At 58.8% G+C, this 22,714-nt stretch carries 20 protein-coding genes; 8 read left to right on the plus strand and 12 right to left on the minus strand.

Annotation, left to right across the window (positions count from 1 at the left end):
* Positions 1 to 10: 10 nt before the first annotated feature.
* From ACQUQP_RS13000 to ACQUQP_RS13025, 6 genes are all read right to left on the minus strand, one after another.
* Positions 11 to 1,960, minus strand: a complete 1,950-nt coding sequence (locus tag ACQUQP_RS13000; protein WP_432695457.1) for a DNA topoisomerase III — start codon at positions 1,958 to 1,960, stop codon at positions 11 to 13.
* A complete protein-coding gene (locus tag ACQUQP_RS13005) occupies positions 1,941 to 2,711 on the minus strand; it encodes a fructosamine kinase family protein (RefSeq protein ID WP_432695458.1) in 771 nt (256 codons plus the stop codon). Before ACQUQP_RS13005 ends, ACQUQP_RS13000 begins: the two co-directional genes overlap by 20 nt.
* A gap of 9 nt (positions 2,712 to 2,720) precedes the next feature.
* Complete coding sequence (locus tag ACQUQP_RS13010; protein ID WP_432695459.1) at positions 2,721 to 5,054, minus strand: putative bifunctional diguanylate cyclase/phosphodiesterase; 2,334 nt, start codon at positions 5,052 to 5,054, stop codon at positions 2,721 to 2,723.
* Positions 5,051 to 7,132: a DctP family TRAP transporter solute-binding subunit gene (locus ACQUQP_RS13015; RefSeq protein WP_432695460.1), complete on the minus strand. Its 2,082-nt coding sequence runs from the start codon at positions 7,130 to 7,132 to the stop codon at positions 5,051 to 5,053. The genes ACQUQP_RS13010 and ACQUQP_RS13015 overlap by 4 nt, the downstream gene beginning before the upstream one ends.
* A gap of 110 nt (positions 7,133 to 7,242) precedes the next feature.
* The gene (locus ACQUQP_RS13020; protein WP_432695461.1) at positions 7,243 to 9,165 is read right to left on the minus strand and encodes an alkaline phosphatase D family protein; all 1,923 of its coding nucleotides are present in this window, start codon (positions 9,163 to 9,165) and stop codon (positions 7,243 to 7,245) included.
* A 52-nt stretch (positions 9,166 to 9,217) separates the two neighbouring features.
* Positions 9,218 to 9,559, minus strand: a complete 342-nt coding sequence (locus tag ACQUQP_RS13025) for a DOPA 4,5-dioxygenase family protein (protein ID WP_432695462.1) — start codon at positions 9,557 to 9,559, stop codon at positions 9,218 to 9,220.
* Positions 9,560 to 9,650: 91 nt separating this feature from the next.
* Here ACQUQP_RS13025 and ACQUQP_RS13030 point away from each other — a divergent pair, with 91 nt between their 5' ends.
* On the plus strand, positions 9,651 to 10,829 hold the full coding sequence (locus ACQUQP_RS13030; RefSeq protein WP_432695463.1) for an NAD(P)/FAD-dependent oxidoreductase: 1,179 nt from the start codon (positions 9,651 to 9,653) through the stop codon (positions 10,827 to 10,829).
* Between the two features lie 135 nt (positions 10,830 to 10,964).
* On the opposite strand, the gene ACQUQP_RS13035 is transcribed toward ACQUQP_RS13030, so the two are convergent.
* The 4 genes from ACQUQP_RS13035 to norR all read right to left on the minus strand — a co-directional run bounded on the left by ACQUQP_RS13035 (position 10,965) and on the right by norR (position 14,386).
* Positions 10,965 to 11,384, minus strand: a complete 420-nt coding sequence (locus ACQUQP_RS13035; protein WP_432695464.1) for a hypothetical protein — start codon at positions 11,382 to 11,384, stop codon at positions 10,965 to 10,967.
* 78 nt (positions 11,385 to 11,462) lie between these two features.
* Positions 11,463 to 11,738: a hypothetical protein gene (locus ACQUQP_RS13040; protein WP_432695465.1), complete on the minus strand. Its 276-nt coding sequence runs from the start codon at positions 11,736 to 11,738 to the stop codon at positions 11,463 to 11,465.
* A 100-nt stretch (positions 11,739 to 11,838) separates the two neighbouring features.
* Positions 11,839 to 12,813: an HPP family protein gene (locus ACQUQP_RS13045; protein ID WP_432695466.1), complete on the minus strand. Its 975-nt coding sequence runs from the start codon at positions 12,811 to 12,813 to the stop codon at positions 11,839 to 11,841.
* A complete protein-coding gene (norR, locus tag ACQUQP_RS13050) occupies positions 12,803 to 14,386 on the minus strand; it encodes a nitric oxide reductase transcriptional regulator NorR (RefSeq protein WP_432698703.1) in 1,584 nt (527 codons plus the stop codon). Before norR ends, ACQUQP_RS13045 begins: the two co-directional genes overlap by 11 nt.
* A gap of 165 nt (positions 14,387 to 14,551) precedes the next feature.
* Between norR and hmpA the strand changes: the two genes are divergently transcribed.
* The 6 genes from hmpA to ACQUQP_RS13080 all read left to right on the plus strand — a co-directional run bounded on the left by hmpA (position 14,552) and on the right by ACQUQP_RS13080 (position 18,310).
* Positions 14,552 to 15,739 carry an NO-inducible flavohemoprotein gene (hmpA, locus tag ACQUQP_RS13055; RefSeq protein WP_432695467.1) on the plus strand — a complete coding sequence of 396 codons (1,188 nt, stop codon included), beginning with the start codon at positions 14,552 to 14,554 and terminating at the stop codon, positions 15,737 to 15,739.
* A gap of 181 nt (positions 15,740 to 15,920) precedes the next feature.
* Entirely contained in the window at positions 15,921 to 16,157 is a 237-nt protein-coding gene (locus tag ACQUQP_RS13060) for a DUF2007 domain-containing protein (protein WP_432695468.1), read from the plus strand.
* Positions 16,147 to 16,938 carry an SDR family oxidoreductase gene (locus tag ACQUQP_RS13065; RefSeq protein ID WP_432695469.1) on the plus strand — a complete coding sequence of 264 codons (792 nt, stop codon included), beginning with the start codon at positions 16,147 to 16,149 and terminating at the stop codon, positions 16,936 to 16,938. Before ACQUQP_RS13060 ends, ACQUQP_RS13065 begins: the two co-directional genes overlap by 11 nt.
* 82 nt (positions 16,939 to 17,020) lie before the next feature.
* On the plus strand, positions 17,021 to 17,497 hold the full coding sequence (locus ACQUQP_RS13070) for a DUF6942 family protein (protein WP_432695470.1): 477 nt from the start codon (positions 17,021 to 17,023) through the stop codon (positions 17,495 to 17,497).
* Positions 17,498 to 17,715: 218 nt separating this feature from the next.
* Complete coding sequence (cspE, locus tag ACQUQP_RS13075) at positions 17,716 to 17,922, plus strand: transcription antiterminator/RNA stability regulator CspE (RefSeq protein WP_432695471.1); 207 nt, start codon at positions 17,716 to 17,718, stop codon at positions 17,920 to 17,922.
* A 193-nt stretch (positions 17,923 to 18,115) separates the two neighbouring features.
* A complete protein-coding gene (locus tag ACQUQP_RS13080) occupies positions 18,116 to 18,310 on the plus strand; it encodes a YjfB family protein (protein WP_432695472.1) in 195 nt (64 codons plus the stop codon).
* 18 nt (positions 18,311 to 18,328) lie between these two features.
* On the opposite strand, the gene ACQUQP_RS13085 is transcribed toward ACQUQP_RS13080, so the two are convergent.
* Both ACQUQP_RS13085 and ACQUQP_RS13090 read right to left on the minus strand, forming a co-directional pair.
* Positions 18,329 to 19,057: a general secretion pathway protein GspB gene (locus tag ACQUQP_RS13085; protein ID WP_432695473.1), complete on the minus strand. Its 729-nt coding sequence runs from the start codon at positions 19,055 to 19,057 to the stop codon at positions 18,329 to 18,331.
* Between the two features lies 1 nt (position 19,058).
* Positions 19,059 to 20,942, minus strand: a complete 1,884-nt coding sequence (locus ACQUQP_RS13090; RefSeq protein ID WP_432695474.1) for an ExeA family protein — start codon at positions 20,940 to 20,942, stop codon at positions 19,059 to 19,061.
* A gap of 220 nt (positions 20,943 to 21,162) precedes the next feature.
* Here ACQUQP_RS13090 and ACQUQP_RS13095 point away from each other — a divergent pair, with 220 nt between their 5' ends.
* A complete protein-coding gene (locus ACQUQP_RS13095; protein WP_432695475.1) occupies positions 21,163 to 22,578 on the plus strand; it encodes a sigma 54-interacting transcriptional regulator in 1,416 nt (471 codons plus the stop codon).
* Positions 22,579 to 22,714 lie beyond the last annotated feature (136 nt).

Genomic DNA, 22,714 nt, shown 5'->3' on the forward strand with positions numbered 1-22,714 from the left:
GCCAGGCGGCTTAACCCGTCACTTTGGCTTTGGGTTTACGGGCGCGCCGCCCTGTGGCGGTGCCGCCCTTGCGCCGGCGGCCCGCCGCTGCGCCCCGTCCTTTGCGGTTGGAAGGCACCCCCCTCAGGCTCTCCGGAACCAGCCCACCCAGCTCTGATACCAGCCCCTCCAGCGATTTGCCCAGCGACTCCATAAACTGGTCATAACGCCCCTTCCGCCGTGCAATTGCATCCAGCGAGGATTCCCAGTGGGCGGTCAGGTCTGGCTTGCTGACCTGCTCAGGGAGCGCATCGATCAGCCCCCTGCCCGCCTCACTGGAGGCCAGGGTCTTGCCCCTGCGCTGCAGGTAGCCCCGCTTCACCAGCAGCTCGATGATACCGGCCCGGGTCGCTTCGGTACCCAGGCCATCGGTCTCCCGGAGAATCTTGCGTAACTCCGAGTCGCTGACAAAACGGGCAATGCCGGTCATCGCCGCCAGCAGGGTCGCATCGGTGAAAGGTTTAGGCGGCTGGGTCTGTTTATCGACCACTTCACCCCGCTCGCATAGCAACCTGTCACCCACCTCCAGACGCGGTAGTTCATCCGCCTCTTTTTCGTTCCGGCCAAGCAGCGCCTTCCAGCCCGGATCCAGGGTCTGCCTCGACTTGGCAACGAACAGACCACCTTCGATACGCAGGCAAATCTCGGTATCGGCATAACGCCAGTCGGGATAAAACTGCATCAGGTATTGCCGCGCTATCAGCCCATAGACCTTGCGCTCATCGGCCGAGAGGCGCTCGACCGCCACCGCCTTCGCGGTCGGAATAATGGCATGGTGGGCTTCCACCTTTTTATCGTTCCACGCCCTGCCGCGACGCTGCGGATCTGCGCCTTTTACGGCGCTTTCCAGGGTGCTGTCGGATTGCGCAATGGCACGCAGTACCGACGCTGCCTCGCCGTGGTGCTCGACAGGCAGGTAACGGCAGTCCGAGCGGGGGTAGGTCACGGCACGATGTTTCTCGTAAAGCGCCTGGGTCGCGTCCAGTACCGCCTGGGCACTGAGACCAAACGCCTTGGATGCATCGATCTGCAGCGCCGACAGGTTATAGGGCAGTGGCGCCACCTGTTTGCCCGGTGCACGCCTGGCCTGCTCCACCAGCGCCTCCTTGCCGGTAATGCGGGTGGCCACATTCTCGGCCAGGGGGCGGCTTAACACCCTCCCCTCGTCATCCTGCCAGCGTGCGCAGGCTTCACTGGGTACCCAGGTCGCCTGGAACTGCTCGTCCGCCGCCGTTTTCAGATGCGCTTTCACCTCGTAAAACGGCTTGCTGACAAAGGACTCGATCTCGCGATCCCGGGCGACGACAAGCCCCAGTACAGGCGTCTGCACACGGCCAACCGAAAGCAGGCCATCAAAGCCCACCTTGCGCCCCTGCAGGGTCAGTGCGCGGGTCAAATTGATACCGTATAGCCAATCGGCACGGGAGCGCGCCAAGGCCGAGACCGACAGCGGGATAAATTCGCTGTTGGAGCGCAGCCGCGACAGCGCCCGGGACACCGCCGCCGGGTTCAGGTCCGATATCAGCAAGCGCTGGATAGCGCGTTTTTTCGATTCGCTGACTTTCAGATAATCGAACACCTCGTCCACCAGCAACTGGCCTTCACGGTCCGGATCCCCGGCATGGACGATCTGATCAGCCTCTTTCACCAGTTTGCGCAGCACGCTCAGCTGGCTTCGCACCTTGGGTCTGGGCTTAAGCTGCCACTGCTCCGGCACGATCGGCAGATGTTCGTAGCGCCACTGCTTGAATGCAGGGTCGTAGCTATCCGGTTCCGCCTGCTCCAGCAGGTGGCCCACACACCAGCTCACCACATCGCCATTACCGCAGCGAATACAGCCGTCGGCCTTGGTCTGGGGTTTGGGAAGTACGGCGGCAATTGCCCTTGCCAGGCTGGGTTTTTCAGCGATATAAAGTTTCATTAAGCGCAGTCAGTCCCGCTTCACATCCCGACAGGTAGCTGCTGCCGAACAGGTTGTAATGGTTCAGGTAATGGTAAAAGTTGTAGATCCGGCGTTTCAGTGGGTAGGCATCGCTACGCGGGTTCACCGCGTCGTAGCTTTGATAAAAAGCATCACTGAAGCCACCGAACATCTCGGTCATCGCCAGATCCACGTCCGGATCCGCATAATACGCGGCGGGATCGATCAGCCAGACCTGCTGACCGTTACGGTCGAACAGCACATTACCGGACCAGAGATCGCCATGCACCAGTGCAGGTCCCCGACTGGTCTCGTTGAGAAACTGCGCCAGAGGCTCCTGACACTGCCTCAGTTCCGCCAGATAGCGCTCCCGCAGGGACTTATCCGTGATGCGGTCGATCTGAAATCCCAGGCGGTACTCGATAAAGAACTCGCCCCAGCGATCGGTTTTCACATTGGGTTGTGGTGACAGACCGATATAGTTAGCGCTGCCGAGGCCGTATTGAGGCGACCTCTCGCGGTGCAGTGTAGCAAGCGCCGCGCCCAGCACCCGCATCTGGCTGTCGCTGCCAGAAGCAGACTCAATCAGGCTGAGGCAAAGCCGTTCCCTGCTGATCTCAAGACGGGTGGGTATGCGCAGATCGCGGATGCCGGCACGGTTCAGGGCCGTTTCAAGTAGCTCGAGCCCCTGAGCTTCACAGAGCAGGCTGTCCGATCCGGGTATGGGGTTGGTTTTGATAAAACCTTGCATGCTGACTCATCACTGAACGTGCTGGTGACCTCCACGGCTGCTGCGAAGCAGAGATTCCAGGCTCTCGCTCGCCATGGGGCGTCCATAGAGATATCCCTGTGCCTGGTTGCAACCGAGCTTCAACAGAAGCTCCTGCTGATTGTCGGTCTCCACCCCCTCGGCGATCAAGTCCAGTTTGAGTTTTCCTGCCAGCGCGATGATCGCTTCGATGATGACCGAGTCATCCGGGTCCATCACGGAATTACGCACGAACGACTGATCGATTTTCAGGCGACTGACCGGCAGGCGCTTGAGATAGGCCAGGGATGAGTAGCCGGTACCGAAATCATCGATCGCAATGCTGATGCCCATATTCCTCAGCCGCTTGAGAGCGCCGATGGAGCAGGCCGGATCGTCCATGATAAATCCTTCCGTCACCTCCAGCTCCAGCCACTCTGGACGACAGCCCGTTTCGTCCAGTATTTCAGCGATGATACGGTCCAGTTCCGGGTCATGTAACTGACCGCCGGCCAGATTCACGGAGACCCGCCCCGGTTTATACCCGGCGCGGTACCAGGCTGCCTGGGTACGACAGGCTTCGCGCAGCACATACTCGCCGATATCGACGATCAGGCGCGAGGTCTCCACCAGTGGAATGAACGCCCCCGGCATCACCAGCCCCTTGTCCGGGTGTTGCCAGCGCACCAGCGCCTCGGTGCCTGTGAGCTGGCCGCTGACCATATCGACCTGCGGCTGGTAATGCACCACCAGCTCGCGCTCCTCGATCGCCCGGCGCAGGCCCGCCTCGGTCTCCATCTGGTTGAACGCGGTGTCACTCATGCCGGCATCGTACAGGCGGTAGCGGCTGCCGCCGCCCCGCTTCGCCTCGTACATGGCGATATCGGCGTTACGCACCAGTGTCTGTGCATCCTGGCCATCGCGCGGGTAGAAGGTAACGCCGAGACTGCCGTTTATCGCCAGGTCTCGCTCGCCCATCCGCACCGGCGCCGCCAGCGTCTGAACCAGCCGCCCCAGCAGCCCATGGAACTGCTCTTCATGCCCGTTTACCTCGGTGATCAACATGAACTCGTCACCACCGTGACGGAACAGACGATCCTGTTCACGCAGTTCAAGCTGAAGGCGCTGCGTTACCGTCTGCAACACCCGATCGCCGACGGAGTGCCCAAGGCTGTCATTGATCAGTTTAAAACGGTCCAGGTCGATAAATACCAGCGCAAAGGAGGTATCACCGGTATGGTGCCGACCGATATATTCCAGCAGGCGCTGATCGAAATTGAAACGGTTGGGCAGGCCGGTCAGTGCATCATGATTGGCCTCGTGACGGAACCGGTCGCGTTGGATTTCCAGCTCCTGCTGCGCCGCCTTGAGCGCTTCGGTACGATGATCAAACGCACTGGCCAGCACATCCAGCTCATCACCGGTACCCAGGGGGCTGCAGGCCCGGTAAGGCACGATGCGTATACGTTTGTACAACTCCAGGATCGGTCTGGCGATACTCTGTCCAATCGCCGCTGCCAGCATGGCGGAAGCCAGCGTCAGCAGCAGCCCGATCCCGATAAAACGTGACAGCGTCGTGCGCACGATGGAGTCGAAGCTCTGCTGGGGAGCACCCGCCTCGACACTCAGATCCAGCCGCGCCAGCATCGGTGTCTCCTCGCTGGCGGGAATCCGTGCGGTCAGGTAGTCGATCTCAGCGTTGTAATTCACGTCGATGACCGCCTCATCGGCGCTGAACAGCTTCAGGTAGGAGCCGTCTTCCCGGGTGGCATGGGTGCGCACCAGCTTGCCCAGGTCGAAACCGACCACCAGCGCGCCCTGGGATGTTTGGTAGTAGGTGATCGGCGCAATGATCAACAGCTGCCCGCTGCCCTGCTCCATGTACAGTGCGGTATTCCCCATCGCCAGGGCTGCACGCAGTTCCGGCGACTGATTGAACTCCGGGCGCCATTCCTGCGCCTGGTAGACCGGCCTGCCATCATAATCGAGTAGCGCCAGGGTGCTGAGTGCAGTGCCCTCAGAGAAATTTTCAACCAGCTTGGGAAGGTCCTCCCGACGTGCACGGGTGTCGATCAGGCCATTGATCATGAAGGGGTTGTCGGCCAGACGCCGGGTGGCCTCAACCAGATAGGCAACCCGGTTTTCCAGCTGGATCTGGGAGGAGCGGGCCGACTCCCAGAGCATCCGCTGCGCCTGCCGGTCCAGCTCCTGGCGCATCATGTAGCCCACCGCCAGGGTGATGACAACCATCGTCAGCGCGACAAATCCAGCCACCTTGAACACCAGCCGGCGTTTAAGGCTGCGGGTCTGCTGCGGCGTTCTGAGTACATCGTACTGTTTATTCACTGCGCCACTCCTCCCTGGGCCAGGCAGGCCTGTTGTGAGGCAGCATAGTTATCTACGCTCAATGCCCGATGTTGACCGGGCGCGTACGCACGCTCATAGCGGCGGATAACACCGTCCACCGGTGGCAGGTCTTCGAGTTGACGAATCAGGTTTGCACGATTCAGAGCAAGTCCCTTAGCTTTCAACTGTTGAACAGATGCTGACAGCAACAGGGCCGAATCATACCCCCGCGCCAGCGCAGGAGGCACCTTCGGCGCGACCCCGTAGTGCTCTCGGTAATGCAGGGCCAGCGCTGCGTAAGCCGCCTTATCCATTTTGGTGTACAGGCACTCTGGCTGGACACCGTCGGGGGGTGGCATATCCCAAAGCGAGAGTATTTCCCGCTGACCCTCAGCCAGTGCCAGCTGCCTGAGCACCGCCCCCTGCTCCAGCCGGCTGAGCGCTACAACCAGATAATCGCTTGTTTCGATCAATGCCCGTAATTGAAGATCATCAATATCAGGGCTACCCAGATTAAGCTTTATCCTGTCACCAAAAGCTGTACCTTTCTCGGCCAGTGCACGATCAAGCTGCTCGGCCAGTTCTGTGCCGGCCAAGCTGTTTTCGGTAATAAGTCCCACCCTGTTGAGCTCTTTTTCAGCGGCAATCGCCGCCACCCTGTCCGCCAGATGGTCGCTGGATACACCGATGGAAAACAGGCTGGGATGAGGGCTGTTATCGAATAGATCTGCACTGACAACCCAGGGCAGCAGAACCGGCATTTGCGCCTCATCAATGACCCTCAGCTGCTCTCTCATGGTCGCAACGCTGGTCCCGCCCAGAGTGGCGAGCACGCGCGGGTTTTCGACAAGGCGCTGCATATTGCGCCGGGCCCTGCTCGGCTGACCGCCGTTATCCATGGCGATCACACCCAGCTCCGATATTGGCTTAAGTGCCAGTTCCGCCCCGCGCTTGATATCAACCCCCACCTCACCGCTGGCCAGCGTCAGGTCCAGCTCGATACCGATCAGCGATGCCTTATCACTGGCGTAGCGGCTCATCAGGTACTCATCGCTCAGGGCAATCAGGTCGGCGCCGATAACCGGCTCGAATCTCTCCACCAGCAGCCTCAGGCGCTCGCTGAACCGCTGCCGCTGCGCCTCGCTCAGCCGCTCTATGCGTACGCCGGAATCGGCAATCTGTTGCAGCAGCCCCTCCTCGCGACGCTCGGTTTCCGCGCGCTGCCAGCTGGTCTGTTCGCGGGCACTGTCGATCAGCAGGCGCTGGAGACTGGCCGGAAGGCGGCTAAAACTCGGTTCGCTGACCGACAGTACATAAGCAAGATAGGCATGGGACGAGAGGATCAGGTGACTTTGCTCCTGGTGGATACCCATCGCCACTATGGCGGCCAGGGGGTTTTCCTGGCCATCCACGACAGCATCGCGCAGTGCAGCGCGAACCTGGTGAAAATCGATCGGCACCGCCTCCGCATCCAGCATTTCGAACTGTTCCTGCAGCAGCCGGCTTTTCATCACCCGAAACCGTTTGCCAGCAAACTGCTCCGGCTCAAGCAAGGCTTCATTGGCGGTAAACTGTTTGAACCCGTTGCCCCAGAAGGTGACGCCCACCAGACCGATCCGTGCCATCCGCTGCAACAGAATCTGTCCCGGCTCGCCATCGAGCAACGCGTACACATCAGCCTGCGAGGGAAAATAAAACGGCAGGTCAGCGTACTGCATCTCGGGCAGTGAGATACTCAGCTTGGCAGTCGGCGTGAGCACCATGTCCAGTTCACCGCTGCGAGCCATCTCAAGCATCTGGTGATCATTGCCGAGGGCCTGACCGGGATAGAGCTCAATCTTAAGCCGGCCATCGGATTTAAGTGCCACCTCCTCCGCCAGACGCATCGCCGCCGAATGCATGACACTGCCTTCAGGCATGTTGTAACCAAGCCTAAAGCTGTACTGCACCGGCTTGCCGCCAGCCTTATCGGCCATGGCGGGCGGTACACTGGCGTCGGTCGGCCACAGGATGAGCGCAAAAATCCCCAACAGGATGAAAACACCCGCACACCAAAGCCATACGCGGTTCAACTGCATTTATGAATTTCCATACCCAATCAGAGACAGAAATAGCCCAAAAGAGATTAAGCGCCAAGGGTAACAGTTCTGTTAAGCACGCACTTGTCCGAGATCAGAAAACCTTCGATTCAGCCCCAGTGTTCCTCTTCATCACTGAGGGAAAAGCGCGTATCGCGGCCATCTGCCCCCAGCTGCCACACCTCTTCGGGCTCACCATCGGGCGCAAAACGCACCAGGCCAATGCCGCAATGGTTCACCAGTCGGCAACCCTCTTCGGCGCCTTCCGGCCGCCGCGGTGAGACTTTCATCCGGCGCCTGCGGGTAAACCAGTTAAGCGGAGACCAGGGCGCGTAAAGCCAGCGGTTGAGCCGGTCAAACCCTTTAAGCAGACCGGCCGGAAACTCGTTTTTAAGACCACTGCTGGTGATCTGCCAGATCTTCGGTCCGCCCCTGCGGAAACGGATCTCGATATCGTAAACAAAGGAGTAATGCACATCACCGGACAGAATCACGAAGTGCTTCGGCGTGCGTGTATGGCGGAAGATATTCAACACCACGTTGGCAGCGCCCGGATGGGCCATCCAGTTCTCGGCATCCACCATCAGCGGTTGGCCGAACCAGGTAAACACTTTCTGCACCGTTTCAATCAGCTTGACCCCGAACACCGGCGCTGGTGAGACCAGTACCACCGCCTCCCGATCCAGCAACTGCTGTTGCAGTTCGGTCAACGCCTCCCAGTCCATCAGGCCCGAGGGACTGGCGAGATTGCGCTCGGCACGCCAGCGCCGCGTGCGGGTATCGAGCACCAATACCGCCGGGTCCAGGGGGATCAGGTAATCCCAGCCCTCAAACCGGAACAGCGTTTCGATCAGTTGCTCCTGTTGATCACTGGAGCGGCCATCGAGCCAGGTTTCAAGTGGCGCAGCCAGGTCACGCTTAAGTGGATCCGGGTTGTTACCCAGCCCCTGGCATAACAAGTAAGCGATCAACGCATTGCCGATAATGCGGCGCGAAAATGGGTGACCGTAGGCCGACACCTCCCAGGCGGCTGACAGGTTCCAGTCGTCGGTGACATCATGATCGTCGAAGATCATGTAGGTGGGCAGGTGCGCCATCACGCGCCGGGCGCGTGGTAGCTGCTCGCGAAAGCCCTCGACCACCTCGAACTCCCGGTGATAGAGCGTCGCCTGTTTATCGTTCAACCCTGCCGGCTGTGAAAGCTTGAGCCCATCCCAGGCACGGGGAGACCAGGCCAGACAGTAGGCGGCGATCATCTCAGCGAAGCTGATCAGGTGGTTATGGGCGTTATCGGAGGTGAAAATCGGTTTCCTGACACCGCTGAACAGCGAGCGGCGGGCTGTTTCAGCCGATTCGCCATTGGGCAGCAGCTTCTCACGCTGGTAATAGCAGTGCTCACTGCGAATTAGCTCCCCGGTATCGGCAACGGCGGAGCCTTCGAATTTCTCCTGCCAGAGCCCAAGCCTGTCGGAAAGTTCGTGACAGGCCACCAGCATCGGCCCTGCCACATCATCCGCGTAGACCTGGTCACCACTGAGCATCAGCAACGCCGGCCAGCGCTCTGGCTCGTCGCGGTGCTGTTCCAGCCAGATATCAGCACGCGCCATACCATCGCCACCGGGATGGTGCGGCTTGCGACAGGAGCCGTGAAAAATAGCGTCCAGTTTCGGCTTGATCTGAAAGGATGGCAGCGCCTCGCCTGGATAGAGCAGCTCAGCCCCCCACTCTGCCAGCGACACCCAGCGCTGCGATGATTGATAGCTCAGGTCGTACTGGATCGAACGGTTCTCAGGGAGATCAGTGTCAGGCGTGATATCCACCAGTCGCAGCCAGCAATGCTCGCCCAGCTGCAGGCTCCAGAGATCCTTTGCGCCCAGTTCCCGCTCCAGCAGCACCTCGGCTTCGCAGGCCAGCCTCAGAGCCAGCGGCACCTGTTCCGTGGTAATCAGCCAGATCACCAGCCTGCCGGGCTCGATACGGCGCAGGATCGGCCCTGCCAGCACCACCGGCAACTCCCTGTACATATCACTCATCAGACATCTATCCCGGATATTCCTTTTTTACGCAGTTGCGCGACAGACCTGGTTAGCGGTAGAACTGATCCAGCTTGAGAGGCCTGTCTTCGCCCAGCCAGATCGCCCGGTCGCGATGATCGCGCAGATCATCGCCGGTATCAGGATGTACGAACACATTCAGGCCGTTTCGGTTCAATGTCAGCCAGCCGATCACTTCGCCGATCAGGTCGGTGGCAACGGTCAACTGGCAGCTCCAGTCCGGGTGTGGGCCTACCGGCTTCTGGTGCATCCGCCCCATCGGAATACCGAACTTCGCGACAGCGCCTTCGCAAAGTTCGCGGGCCTGCTCGAAGGTGTCGGCGTTATAGTAGACATGGGCGTGGTAGGAATGAATTGTGGGTGAATCTGGCATATAAACTCCTGTAACAGTTACCCCCAATCTTACCTGAATCAGCGCCTGAACATGGTAGACTGCGCGCTTTTAACGCGATGCGGGTAATTCTGTGCAGCAATTCGACGTAATTATTGTCGGCGGTGGCGCCTCGGGCCTGATGTGCGCAGCAGTAGCGGGCTACCGTGGCCGCTCTGTGCTGGTGATCGAGCACACACGCAAGCTCGGACGCAAGATTCTGATGTCCGGCGGTGGTCGCTGCAACTTCACCAATATTCACAATACCGCAGCGAACTTTCTATCCGGCAATCCGCATTTCAGCAAATCGGCACTGAGCCGCTACCCGGCTGCCCGGTTTATCGACCTGGTGGAGCGTCACGGCATCGATTTCCACGAGAAAACCCTCGGCCAGCTGTTCTGCAACGAATCCAGCAAGGAGATTCTGCAGCTTCTGCTCACCGAGTGCGAATGGGCCGGCGTTCAGCTGGTGACCGAAACCCGCGTGGAGAAGATCGAATCTACCGACGGCGGTTTTCACCTCAATACCAGCGGCGGCGAGCTGCAGTGCGAAAGCCTGGTGATCGCCACCGGCGGCCTGTCGATCCCCAACGGCGGCGCCACAGGCTTTGCCTATGACGTGGCACGTCAGTTCGGCCTGAGCGTCGGCGAGGTGCGGGCGGCACTGGTGCCCTTTACGCTGCAGCCCCATGATCTGGAGTACATCAAACCGCTATCCGGCATCTCCCACGATGTCAGTGTCAGCTGCAACGGCACCTCTTTCCGCGAGGCGATGCTGTTTACCCACCGCGGCCTGAGCGGCCCGGCGATGCTGCAGATCTCCTCCTACTGGAACCCGGGCGACAGCATCGAGATCAACCTCTTCCCCGATCTGGATCTGTTTGAATGGCTTAAGCAGCAGCGCAACGACCATCCAAAGTCAGACCTGCAAACCCTGCTCGGCCGCCTGATGAGCAAGCGCATGGCGCAGGCGCTGTGTGAACACTGGCAGTTCAGTGGCCATATGGCGGACCTTGGCAACAAGCGCCTCGAAGAGGTCGCCCACCAGCTGCAGCACTGGACCATCAAACCCGGCGGCACCGAGGGTTACCGCACAGCGGAAGTAACGCTGGGCGGGATCGATACCGACGAGATCTCGTCAAAGACCCTGGAAGCCAAAAACGTACCGGGGCTGTATTTTATCGGCGAGTGTCTGGATGTGACCGGCCACCTGGGCGGGCATAACTTCCAGTGGGCCTGGGCATCGGGTGTGGCGGCTGGGCAGGTGGTTTAAGCGTATCCGCCAGATAAAACCTGCGACCCCTCCGGCCGCGTCATTTAAGCCCGCTATCTAACGCAGCTTTCGCTGCGACGACTAACCGGCATCGATGTAGAGCCAATTCGGGTTACCCGAATTGGTTCGGTATGACTAGATCAGATGCCGTGCAGAAAAGAGCAGGATCAGGCGCTCGGCCAGTTCTATTTCAACGTGGTTGATATCGTGTTTTTCGGACGGGCCCGGCATATCCCACTCGACGATTTCCGCCTGCGGGAACTGCTCGGCCAGGTTCACCTCTGCCGCCGGCGACTCATGTGACCTGTCACCAAGCACCACCACAAGCGCGACCCCCTCATCAGCCAGTGCCGAGAGATCGGCTACCGTTTTCGCTGGCTCGCCAGTCAGGTCGAATATGATTTTCTCCACCTCCGGCGTTATCGGCGCAGGCGTAAGCCCTGCACAGAACGCCTCCACCTTGGGCGCTGCCTGGCGTTCGGCGATAGCCGCAGCCAGTGGGGCTCGCAGCGAATTGTGGCGACAGAAAAACAGGATTTTGAATACGGGGGGCATGTCACATCTCTAATAGCGACAGAACGGCAATAGCGTCCCTGTCATGTTTAATTCCAGTTTTGCGCGGCGCCTTGCGGCCTAACCCACTTCCCTGCGTGGTTGACTCTGGTCTTTCAGCGCCTGCTTGAGCATCTGTACCTCTTCGTCGTCCAACCATCTGTCGATCCACGCCTGGATCTGGCTGCGTTTGTGACCGAGAGCTGACCATTCCCTGTAGGCAAGCACATGGTCACGGCTGACCGTTTTTTTACCCTTGTGCGTCCTGCAACATACAGCGGGAAAGGTATCATCAGTGGCAAACTGGCGGTCCATCCACCTGATTACAAATCCCTTATCTTCTTTTGCGAAGTTCATCCGGGCATATCCTCGGCAACATCGAAGAGGTCGCCCCACTTCATACGCTAGAGATATGTCATTTACATTGCAGCCAGATTACACCCCGTCGGATCAGCGCTTATTGATGCTCCTGCTTAAGCCCGCCGGTCCGCACCCAGCGCTCGCCGGTAAACTCCACCGGAAATCCGGCCCACTCGCGAAACGCCCTTAACGTGCAGCTGCCTGTGGCATAGCTGCCATCACCCGCCACCGTTTTGAACACCAGGGTGTCACGCTCGGATGACATCGATGCGGGTCCGTCGAGGATTTCCCGCACCGCCCACTTATCGCCATACAGCCCGTTACTGTAGTAACTGCCAATCTCCAGTTTGAGCGCCTGCTGGTGAGACTCCGCCGCGTGCTCCACCGCCAGATCAAACAGCTGCGCCAGCTCTTCGGAGGTGATATCCACGTAGGAGTTCAGCTTTTCCATGGCGGCGGCCAGATCTTCATGGGTGAGCATACTGCTGTGCCTGTCTCGCACCGGGACGCCGGCGTTAACCGCGCGACGCGCCAGCACCGCCGGATAGCGGCGCCAGTGGAACAGGCCGTTGAACATAAAGGCAACGCTGAGCATACAGACCAGATTCAGCAGCACCGGCGTCAGCAGATAGGTGAACCCCAGTGCATGTACGGCCTCACCACCAACCACTGCGGTCAGGGCAGTGGCGCCGCCCGGCGGATGGATACAGCGCAGGTAATGCATGGCGGCAACCGCAAGCCCCACCGCCAGTGCCGGCGTCAACGGGTGATCCGGAAGCAGCAACTGGCAGCTGACACCGATGGCGCCGGAGACCAGGTGTCCCACCAGGACCGCCCAGGGTTGCGACAGCGCGCCATGGGGCACGGCAAACAGCAACACCGCCGTGGCGCCCATGGAGGCCACCATCAGGGCGCCACTGTGAGTTTCCAGATACCAGTGCGATATGTAGTACACCAGAATGATACTGAGCATGGCACCGAGGCCGGAGATCAGCTTCTCCGTATGACTGGTTGTATTATCGCCCAGCCCCAGCAGCGCCCCCACCGGCGTTTTCTTCCACTCAGCCCTCACGTTTCATTCCCTCGACATCGATCGCCAGCCGCTTCAGGAGCCGGGTAAAGTTGCCGGGATCAACGCCCAGCTCCCGCGCGGTGGCCGTGCGGTTATAACCCTTGTCACGCAATACGCGTGTAATCAGCTCGGCCTGAAAGCGATCCGTGGCATCCCTCAGGCTGAGCAACTCACGCGGCCCCGTACCATCGCGACCAGGGCTATCAGAGACCTCAACGCGCTCCGGCAGGTATTCATCCACCGGCAGCGCGAGCATATCTGCACCCAGAGACAACACCCTCCCGGACTGACGCCTGGTGGCCGAGAGGCGCAGCACCGCCCTGCTGATCAAGTGTTCCAGTTCACGTACATTGCCGGGCCAGCTGTACTCCAGCAGCGCGGTGCGGGCACTTTGCGCAAGGCGCAAAGACTCCAGACCCAGCTTGCGACGGTTAAACTCCAGAAAATGACCGGCCAGCAGCAGTATGTCCCGCCCGCGCTCGCGCAGGGGTGGCACCTGTACCGGATAGACGCTGAGGCGATGATAGAGATCGGCACGAAAACGGCCGCTGGCCACCTCCTGTTTCAGATCTCTGTTGGTGGCGGCAATGATGCGCACATCAACCTGGTGATAGCGGTCACTGCCCAGTCGCTGCACCTCCCCGGCCTGAAGTGCCCGTAGCAGTTTCGGCTGCATCGGCAGCGGCAGTTCACCGATCTCGTCGAGGAACAGGGTGCCGCCATCTGCCAGTTCGAATTTGCCGGCACGGGCACCGGTGGCGCCGGAAAACGCCCCCTTGGTATGGCCGAAAAGTTCGCTCTCGATCAGGTTTTCCGGCAGCGCGGCACAGTTCACGTACACCAGCGGCGCCTCGGCCCGGTTTGATGCCGCGTGCAGATGGCGTGCAACCAGCTCTTTACCGGTACCAGTCTCACCGCTGATCAATACCGCCAGTTCAGAGCCGGCCACCAGGTCCAGCTCATCGAACAGCGCCTTGATGGCAGGGCTCTCACCGATCAGTTCGCTGCGCCCGATATCGGCAGCGAGCAGCCTGGCCACCTCGTGCTCTTTCTTGACCTGCACCTCCAGCGACTGGATCAGCGCCGTCACCCGGATTGACGCCTCCGCCAGACGGATGAACGCGCGCAGCTCCAACGGATCGATGCTGTCGAACACGCCGGGGGTCAACGCATCCAGCGTCAGTACGCCCCAGGGCTGATCATCGATATAGAGCGCAACCCCCATGCAGTCATGCACATGCAGGGTGATGTTGGGCGCGTCGACCAGGCCGTCATAGGGGTCCGGCAATTCCGAATCCGCCTCAAACCGAACCAGTTCACGGCTCAGCAGGATCCGGGCAAACCGGGGGTGTTCATCCACCAGGAAAGTGCGCCCCAGCGTATCCTCCGACAGGCCACAGGCGGTCAGCGGATGAAGCACCGAGCCGCGCAGCTGCAGCAACGCGACCGCATCACAGGGAAAGAGTTGATGCATGGAATCCAACAGACGCTGAAAGCGTGTTTCCGGCGTCATCTGCCGGGTCAGGTCGGATACCACAGAGATCATCGACTCCGCCATGGAAAATGATGTCATTGGCACAATACTATTGTCTTTTTAACAACTTTTAAAACAGGTCATAAAGACAATATATTCATAACATGCGCGTAATATCAATTATCTCAGAGCTGGCACGATATCCGCTTAGTTGACTCCTAACACAACAGGCTTAAGAGCCGCTCAACTCCAAAGGAGACGTTCATGCTGTCAGCCCAGTCCAGAGAGATCATCGACGCCACCCTCCCGGCGGTAAAAGAAAACGCCCGCAACATCACCGACGTGTTCTATCCGCTGATGTTCAAACGCTATCCGCAGGTAAAAGCCTATTTCAACGACGCCCATCAGGCGCAGGGAACCCAGCGCCAGGCCCTTGCCAACGCGGTGGTCGCCTACGCCAGCAACCTGGACCGGCTTGAGCTGCTGGGCGATGCGGTTGCACTGATCGTGCATAAACATGCCTCCCTGAATATTCTGCCGGAGCACTACCCGATCGTCGGCGAGTGCCTGCTGGCAGCCATCAAAGAGGTGTTTGGGGATGTCGCCACCGACGAGGTGCTCAATGCCTGGGGTGAGGCGTACCAGCAGCTGGCGGATATTCTGATCTCCGCCGAAGAAGCAGTCTATCAGGCCAACGAGCAAAAGCCGGGCGGATGGCGCGGTGAGCGTGAATTCCGCCTGGTCAGAAAAGAGCCCGAGAGTGAGGTGATCACCTCCTTCTATCTTGAACCTACCGACGGCGAGCCGGTCGCCGCGTTCAAACCGGGTCAATACACCACGGTGATTCTGGAGATCGACGGTGAAACCACCCGTCGTAACTACTCCCTCTCCGACAGCCCGGACAAGCCCTACTACCGGATCAGCGTAAAGCGCGAAGCCGGCGGCCGGGTCTCCAATCACCTGCACGACAACCTGAACCCGGGAGATACCGTCAGACTGACCGCCCCCTGCGGTGACTTTGTGCTGAGCGACAGCGATCGTCCGCTGGTGTTGCTGTCTGGTGGCGTTGGCCTGACACCGACGATGAGCATGCTGCGTCCCGCGCTGACCTCGGGTCGGGAGGTACATTTCGTTCACGGAGCGCTTAACAGTGCAACCCATGCGTTCAAGGCCGCGGTGGACCAGCTCGGCGAAGAGTTCGACAATCTGGAGATCAGCTACTGCTACAGCGAACCCCTGCCCGGCGATGACAGCATCGCGACGGGTCTGCTTGACCGGGCACGTCTGGCATCCCTGCTACCGCTGGAGAAAAACCCGGAGGTTTACTTCCTCGGCCCGAAACCGTTCATGCAGTCCTGCTATCGCAGCCTCAGTGAATTGAACGTGCCCAAGGAGCAGCTGCGCTACGAGTTCTTCGGCCCGCTGGAATCCCTGGAAGGCGCCGTAGCCTGACACCAACCCCATGCGGGTGCTCACTAAGAGTGCCCGCACCGATCACCGCCGCTTTTGCCGAGCGTTTCCCCCTCTCTTTATACTCCCGTGACCTGCCTATTCCCCGGCATCGGAGTTACGGCGATATCGTTGATTCGTGTTACATTTAATGGCATGAACAAGGCGATAACGGGGTGGGTCCATGCAGATCGTCTACCAGGCACAGGATATAGCAGAAGCCCATATCGTGGCTGGCATGCTGAGGGCCAGCGGCATCACCGCGCATGTGGCAGGTCATTACCTGCAGGGTGCACTTGGCGAGGTAGGTACCTTCAACCTGGCCCAGGTCAAGGTGGACGAAAGCGATTTTCTGGACGCCCGCATTCTTATCGACGAATACGAACACAACAACCGTAACGAGGAGCAAAATGGACCTTAATCTCAAAGGCAAGGTGGTCATGGTTGCCGCGGCCAGCAAGGGTATGGGATACGCGACCGCACTCGAGTGTGCACGCGAAGGCGCGATCGTATCCATGGCCAGCCGCGACAAAGATTCGATCGAAGCGGCCGCCGAGACAATCCGCCAGGAAACCGGTGCCCAAGTTAAGGCTTATACCTTCGACGCCAAAGATGGCGCCAGCATCGCAAAATGGGCCGAAGCGACCCTGGAAGAGCTGGGCCCGGTAAAAGGCCTGCTGGTCAACGCGGGCGGCCCGCCTACCGGTCAGTTCGAAAGCTTCAGCGATGATGACTGGCAGGACGCGTTCGAACTCACGCTGATGAGTTCCGTCCGCATGATTCGCGCCGTACTACCCACCATGCGCGCATCGGGTGGCGGTTCCATCCTGGCGATCACCTCCTCTTCCGTGAAAGAGCCGATCGACATTCTGCTGCTGTCGAACGTAATGCGCTCCGGCGTGACCTCGCTGTTCAAATCCCTGTCTCAGCAGCTTGGCCCGGAGAATATCCGTTTCAACACCATGATTCCGGGCAAGATCGACACCGACCGTCTGCGCGGCACAATCAAGGCACAGTCAGCCAAGCGTGGCATCAGCGAAGAGGAGCTGAGCAAGAACATGTCGGCGCAACTGCCGCTGCAGCGCTTCGGCACCGCGGAAGATGCCGGCAAGGCCTGCGCCTTCCTGCTCTCAGACGCCTCCAGCTACATTACCGGCGTCTCCCTCGCCGTCGATGGCGGCCTGATCAAGACCGTCTGGTAATCGACACGGCAGCGCGGGCATCCACCTGCGCTGCCGGTTAGGTCCGACGCCCCGTTTCACACCCACCCAGACATCCAACTCGATGAATCAAACCGATAGCCAGCGCCTGGGGCCAAAGGAGCCGCGACTCACGCTTTACATCCCCCACCGGCCCGCTGGCCTTGGCACCTTTGCGCAACCGCCAAAGGTCGCTGACCTGCTCACTCAAAACTCCAACCACTGGCGCAAGATCATCACGCTGGCGGCCAAGGTTGCCGCACCCGACGCCGACTGGCAGCACTTTCGTGACCAGCATTTCTTTGACCAGGTTGCTCTGGTGTTCTCATCCGAGCTGGAACAAACACCGGGTTGGCACTGGATCGGCGGAAAGGAAAACCAGGCGCGTTTCGGGCTGCAAACCGCAAACCTGCCCCCGCTACCGAAGGCCGAGGATCTCTTTATTGATCCTGCACGCAGGCTGCTGCTGACCCCCTATCCGGATTACCGCCAGCTCAGCAACCGTAAAGTCGCGCTGATCCGTCAAGGATTGTTGCAACGGGGGTTCTACCCTGGGGTTTGACTGTTTATACCTAAAAATAAAACAGTATTTTGTTGACTCCACCCCCCCCACCTGTACACTGAACTCCGCTAGCAAGTAAGTTTCCGAATTATGTAACACCCTTGACGCCCTGCCTTAGTAGTTCGTCCTGTTCTCATAAGTTCGATACAACTTCCCAGCACCTCCGCCTGAAACTTCGGTCGATGGCACACACTTATTTGAAAAACAGGACTTATATCATGTCTACCGTTACCGGCACCGTTAAGTGGTTCAACGAAACTAAAGGCTTCGGCTTCATCTCTCAGGAAAACGGCCCGGACGTTTTCGCTCACTTCAGCGCTATTCAGGGCAACGGCTTCAAGACCCTGGCTGAAGGCCAGCGCGTCGAGTTCACCGTTACTCAGGGCCAGAAAGGTCCTCAGGCTGAGAACATCGTTGCTCTGTAAGTAACGTTGGCCCGCCCCAGCGGCGGTGCAGCTAAAAAAAAGGAAGGCTCATGCCTTCCTTTTTTTATGCGTTGACCCAGCGCAGGGAATGAACGATCTTCATTTTTTGTATCTTTTAAAAGACACCGGCATACCCTACCATCCGTACCTGAAGATTCATTCGGGCAAATAGCAACCAACGCTGGAGTTAAACATGGATATTGCAGGTACCGCCACCAGCCTGAGTCAGCTTGATACCGCCAATCAACACGCGGCAAAAATGAATGCGCTGGTCAAAGACCAGATGGAAGCGACCGGTCAGCAGATTATGCAGCTGCTTGAAACCGCGACACCCCGCCCGGTTGACCCTACCAGCCCGCTGGGACAGAACATCGATATCAAAGTCTAAGGTGTATTCAGGCACCGCTTAGCGTGCCGGCACCTTGAACAGGGTTCCATCGTAGTTGAACACTACCGCACGGGGGATGATCGCCTCGATGTTCAGGTTTGGTGCCACCCGCTGCCCCTCACGCATCATCCGGTCATTCAGCTTGACCATCCTGCCGGAACGACTCTCAGAATAGATATGTACACTGAACTTCAGGCTCGGGATCTCGCGCTGGGTTTCTACCGGTAACTGCCGCAGATAGGGCAGATTGGCGTAAGGATCGGGCGGTGTTACATCGGCCGGCCCGGAGTTAGCGTTTGAGCTCTCTGCCCCGATGGCTGCCACCCTGGGTGCTGGCTGAGCCACCCGCTGGCTGGACGCGGTCTGGCTTTGGGATGCAGATGGCGCAGCAGTACGCTGCTGGCTTTGCGGCGTATCAATAATCAATTTCACACCCCGCATATCAGGCTCGTCAGCCTCAGCCCTATCCCCTGTGACAACTGCAGAATTTGAAGTAGCTGTGGCCTCGTTCACCACAGGCGCAGAGGTTACGGCCTGTACCGACGATTCCTCCGTCCCTTGATTGAAAACGTACCAGGCCACAGCCAGCAGCAAAAGTATGACGACCACAGGCACCGCCCGGAAACGGAAGGTTTTTCGGGCAGGAGCCACAGGCGCCTGCTGACCAGGTTCCTCGACCGGCTCCACCGGTGTAATGCGGGCCCGCTCCTGCTGCGAGTCTTTCAGCGCCTGCAGAATATAGGACATATCAGCGCCCTCCTGCGCCCAGTGTCGGCTGATCATCCAGTGCAGCACTGTTCAGCTGAATCAGGGTACGTGGCCCGGCTACTCCATCCACGTTCAACCCCTGGGCAGACTGAAAATCACGCACCTGGGTGACCAGTGTGCCGTCATAGCTCTTGCGCGCGCCGGTTGTCAGTACCTGGTTCTTGATACGCGCCAGTTGTCGCTCCAGCCAGGCCACATCGTCACCATAGGCACCCGGCCAGATCGGAGCACTGTATCCCGGCGGCGGGCGCCAAAGCAGTGTAAACCTGCCCTGCCAGCCCGCTTCCAGATCTTTCATCGCGAGCGTCAGCTCGCTTCCTGACATATAGGCACGGGCCGAGTCGTCAGACAATGACAGTATCAGCGCTTCATAGGAGCGCCCGTCGCGACTGAGGCGCGTCACTGCTGGACGGTCGATCTGCTTGAGCAGGTCCAGCTTCCCATCCAGCGTCAGGCAAGCCAGGTCATGAAAAGCAGCGAAGTCACAGACCACCGGCTGCTGGCGTGGGTCATAATCGATACTCCAGGCTTTAAACAGGCGACGATAAGCCTTAACCAGCGCCAAATCAGTGTCCGGCTGTTCCGGCCATACGAGCACATGGTCTGTTGGGACAGGCGCCTCAGCACCCTTCTGCAGCGACGGAGAGTCTTGGCTGACATCGGGCGCTGCCATAGTATCTGAGCTAAATGATGCCAGCGAGATAGCCGGGCGTTGAGAATCGGATTGGGCTTCCATTGCCAGCTTTTCCGGCACCAGTGCGGGGCGCTCCGGCAAAGGGTCCGCCGACTCCGCAACACCTGTATCCGAGGGGGTCAGTGATGCCAAAGTTATGGGCCGCTCTCTTACCGGACTTTCGGGCTCGGCTATTACCTGTTCGGCTTCCGCATCATCAAGCAATCCGCGCACCGACGAGGTCAGATCCGACACACCCCCGCCCTTATAAAACACCGACAGCGCAAAGCCTGCACCCCAGGCCATCAATCCGATAACCACCGCTGCCGCGAGAATCCCGCGCTTGCTCTGCGATGCCGGAATCGCCATCGGCACCTCATCACCAAAGACCTCATGGGCCGCCTTTTTCAGCGTTTCACTGCTTACCTCATTCTGTTTTTGAACATAGGTTCCCAAAAGCGCCCGGTCACATACCAGGTTGATCAAACGCGGTACCCCGCCGGTCAGACGGTAAAGCTGTTTCATCAGGGAGTCAGGAAAAACCGGCCGGTTAAGACCGGCAACAGCCAGGCGATGACGCATATAGAGAGGCAGATCGGTGGGCGACAGGGGCCCAAGATGATAGCGGGCAGTGATCCGCTGCGAGAGCTGGCGCAGATCTTCCCGCGCAAGCATCTCCAGCAGCTCCGGCTGACCCACCAGAATCACATTCAGCAGCTTGTGCTCGCTGGTTTCCAGGTTCGTCAGCAATCGAACCTGCTCCAGCAGATCCACCGACAGTTGCTGGGCTTCATCGATCAGCAGAACCGTATTGCGCCCGGCGGCATAGCGTCTTAGCAGCTCCTGGTAAATCCGATCCACCAGCTGCTTTACCGTCACCGGCTGCTCACTTGCCTGATGAATATCAAGCTCGTCGCAGATCGTCTCCAGCAGCTCCTGCACACTGAGGCGCGGGTTAAGGATCAGCGCCACATCTGACGAGTCATCAGACAGCTGCTCAAGAAGCTGACGGGCCACCGTGGTTTTGCCGGTGCCGACCTCCCCGGTAAGCAACACAAAGCCACCGTCTATCGTTATCCCGTATAGAAGGTGCGCCAGCGCTTCCTGATGCTGTTCACTCATGAACAGATAGCGCGGATTCGGTGCAATCGAGAAAGGCGACTCGCGTAACCCGAAATAGTTACAGTACATCTCACATGCCCAAAGCGTTGCTCAATTACTTTTCACTATAGTCAGGAAGCGACGGGATTGGAGTACAAAAACGCTACAGATAGATGATGAAATCTTTGCACCCATCCCTGACACCCCTTGTAGAGTTCTCTCTTTAAGACACTTTCGGTCAACTATACTTCGATTCATAAACTACGCGTCACATAAACGTTAGTTTTTAGTATCAACCGGACATATTGCTATGGATATTTACAAGACGAGGGAACACCCCAGACCTCAGCCTGTAAGAGATGCTCTGTTTGTGGACCTGCGCCCTGAAAGCGATATTTCCAGGGAGCTGTCACAGCTGAGCGGTTGGGCTTTACACAAGGTAAACAGCCTGGAAGAGGCCGATACATCTCTTCTGCAACAGAATTTCTTTGTCGGTGTAGCCCATATCGACTGGTCTGATCCCTCTATCCATCAGGAGCTTTCCAGCTTTTTCCAGCAGCATAACCAGATCGCCTGGATTGCACTGATTCGTCCTGAATACCTCCGAGATATCGAGTTAAGGCGGGCATTGTTCGAAAACTTCTATGATTATTTCTCACTGCCGCTCGGCGACAACATCGACAACCTGGAGACGATTCTCGGTCACGCCTACGGCATCTATCATCTGCAGCAGCTGGAAAGCGACGATAAGGGCATCAACGACGAGTTCCAGATGGTGGGAACCAGCCCGCAGATGCTGTCTATCTTTGACCAGGTGCGCAAGGTCTCCAAAACCGATGCGCCTGTGCTGATCACCGGCGAGAGCGGAACCGGCAAGGAGCTGATCGCACGAGCGATCCACCAACGCTCCAAACGCAGCGCCTACCCCTTTGTTGCCGTTAATTGCGGATCCCTGCCTGAAACCCTGATCCATTCAGAACTGTTCGGCTATGAGAAAGGGGCGTTTACCGGCGCAGCCCAGCGGCGCCTGGGCCGCATAGAAGCGGCCGATCAGGGCTCGCTGTTTCTTGATGAAATCGGCGACCTGGACCTGAACCTGCAAGCACATCTGCTGCGTTTTCTGCAGGAAGGCACCATCGAGCGCCTCGGTAACAACACCCCGATGCACGTAGACACACGTGTTATTGCGGCGACAAATATCGACCTGAACAAGGCGGTTGAACAGGGTCGTTTTCGCGAAGACCTTTTTTACCGCCTCAGTGTACTGAACATCGACCTCCCTCCCCTGCGCAACCGTGGTGAGGACAAGGAGCTGCTGGCTCGCTTCTTCTTTAAAAAGTTCGCCAGCGACCACAACGGCCAGCTGCGCGGATTCACCGATGAAGCGATCGATGCGATCAACCATCACACCTGGCCCGGCAATGTGCGCGAGCTGATCAACCGTGTACGCCGCGGCATGATCATGAGTGACAACAAGCTGATCACCCCACAGGACCTTAACCTCTCCTCCGAGGTGGTCTCAAAAACGGAGCCGATCAGGACACTGAGCGAAGCGCGCTCAGAGGCCGAAAAGCGGGTGATATGCGTCACCCTGGACAGGTTCAACCACAACATCTCCCGCGCTGCCAAAGCGCTGGGAGTCTCCCGTGTGACCCTTTACCGGATGATGGAAAAACACCATCTGGACAGCAAGGAAAACGGTCAGCCTCCTCTCCAACACACGTAAACAGCGGGTCCGTACTGATCTTCACTGTACGGATCCCGTTACAAATTTACATTGCAGCCTCTCCTCCAAGCTCCCTCTTACACTAGTCATCCCTTTGCGTTCAATGCCTTAAAGACTCTGGCCCGTTAGCTGCAGT

This window comes from Marinobacterium sp. YM272 (assembly GCF_050908845.1).
Classification (GTDB): domain Bacteria; phylum Pseudomonadota; class Gammaproteobacteria; order Pseudomonadales; family Balneatricaceae; genus Marinobacterium_D.

Bases quoted from the DNA above. Each gene is read 5' to 3' on its own strand.
- ACQUQP_RS13000 (WP_432695457.1), bottom strand. From the start codon at position 1,960: ATGAAACTTTATATCGCTGAAAAACCCAGCCTGGCAAGGGCAATTGCC.
- ACQUQP_RS13005 (WP_432695458.1), bottom strand. From the start codon at position 2,711: ATGCAAGGTTTTATCAAAACCAACCCCATACCCGGATCGGACAGCCTG.
- ACQUQP_RS13015 (WP_432695460.1), bottom strand. From the start codon at position 7,132: ATGCAGTTGAACCGCGTATGGCTTTGGTGTGCGGGTGTTTTCATCCTG.
- ACQUQP_RS13020 (WP_432695461.1), bottom strand. From the start codon at position 9,165: ATGAGTGATATGTACAGGGAGTTGCCGGTGGTGCTGGCAGGGCCGATC.
- ACQUQP_RS13025 (WP_432695462.1), bottom strand. From the start codon at position 9,559: ATGCCAGATTCACCCACAATTCATTCCTACCACGCCCATGTCTACTAT.
- ACQUQP_RS13035 (WP_432695464.1), bottom strand. From the start codon at position 11,384: ATGCCCCCCGTATTCAAAATCCTGTTTTTCTGTCGCCACAATTCGCTG.
- ACQUQP_RS13040 (WP_432695465.1), bottom strand. From the start codon at position 11,738: ATGAACTTCGCAAAAGAAGATAAGGGATTTGTAATCAGGTGGATGGAC.
- norR (WP_432698703.1), bottom strand. From the start codon at position 14,386: ATGACATCATTTTCCATGGCGGAGTCGATGATCTCTGTGGTATCCGAC.
- hmpA (WP_432695467.1), top strand. From the start codon at position 14,552: ATGCTGTCAGCCCAGTCCAGAGAGATCATCGACGCCACCCTCCCGGCG.
- ACQUQP_RS13060 (WP_432695468.1), top strand. From the start codon at position 15,921: ATGCAGATCGTCTACCAGGCACAGGATATAGCAGAAGCCCATATCGTG.
- ACQUQP_RS13065 (WP_432695469.1), top strand. From the start codon at position 16,147: ATGGACCTTAATCTCAAAGGCAAGGTGGTCATGGTTGCCGCGGCCAGC.
- ACQUQP_RS13070 (WP_432695470.1), top strand. From the start codon at position 17,021: ATGAATCAAACCGATAGCCAGCGCCTGGGGCCAAAGGAGCCGCGACTC.
- cspE (WP_432695471.1), top strand. From the start codon at position 17,716: ATGTCTACCGTTACCGGCACCGTTAAGTGGTTCAACGAAACTAAAGGC.
- ACQUQP_RS13080 (WP_432695472.1), top strand. From the start codon at position 18,116: ATGGATATTGCAGGTACCGCCACCAGCCTGAGTCAGCTTGATACCGCC.
- ACQUQP_RS13085 (WP_432695473.1), bottom strand. From the start codon at position 19,057: ATGTCCTATATTCTGCAGGCGCTGAAAGACTCGCAGCAGGAGCGGGCC.
- ACQUQP_RS13090 (WP_432695474.1), bottom strand. From the start codon at position 20,942: ATGTACTGTAACTATTTCGGGTTACGCGAGTCGCCTTTCTCGATTGCA.
- ACQUQP_RS13095 (WP_432695475.1), top strand. From the start codon at position 21,163: ATGGATATTTACAAGACGAGGGAACACCCCAGACCTCAGCCTGTAAGA.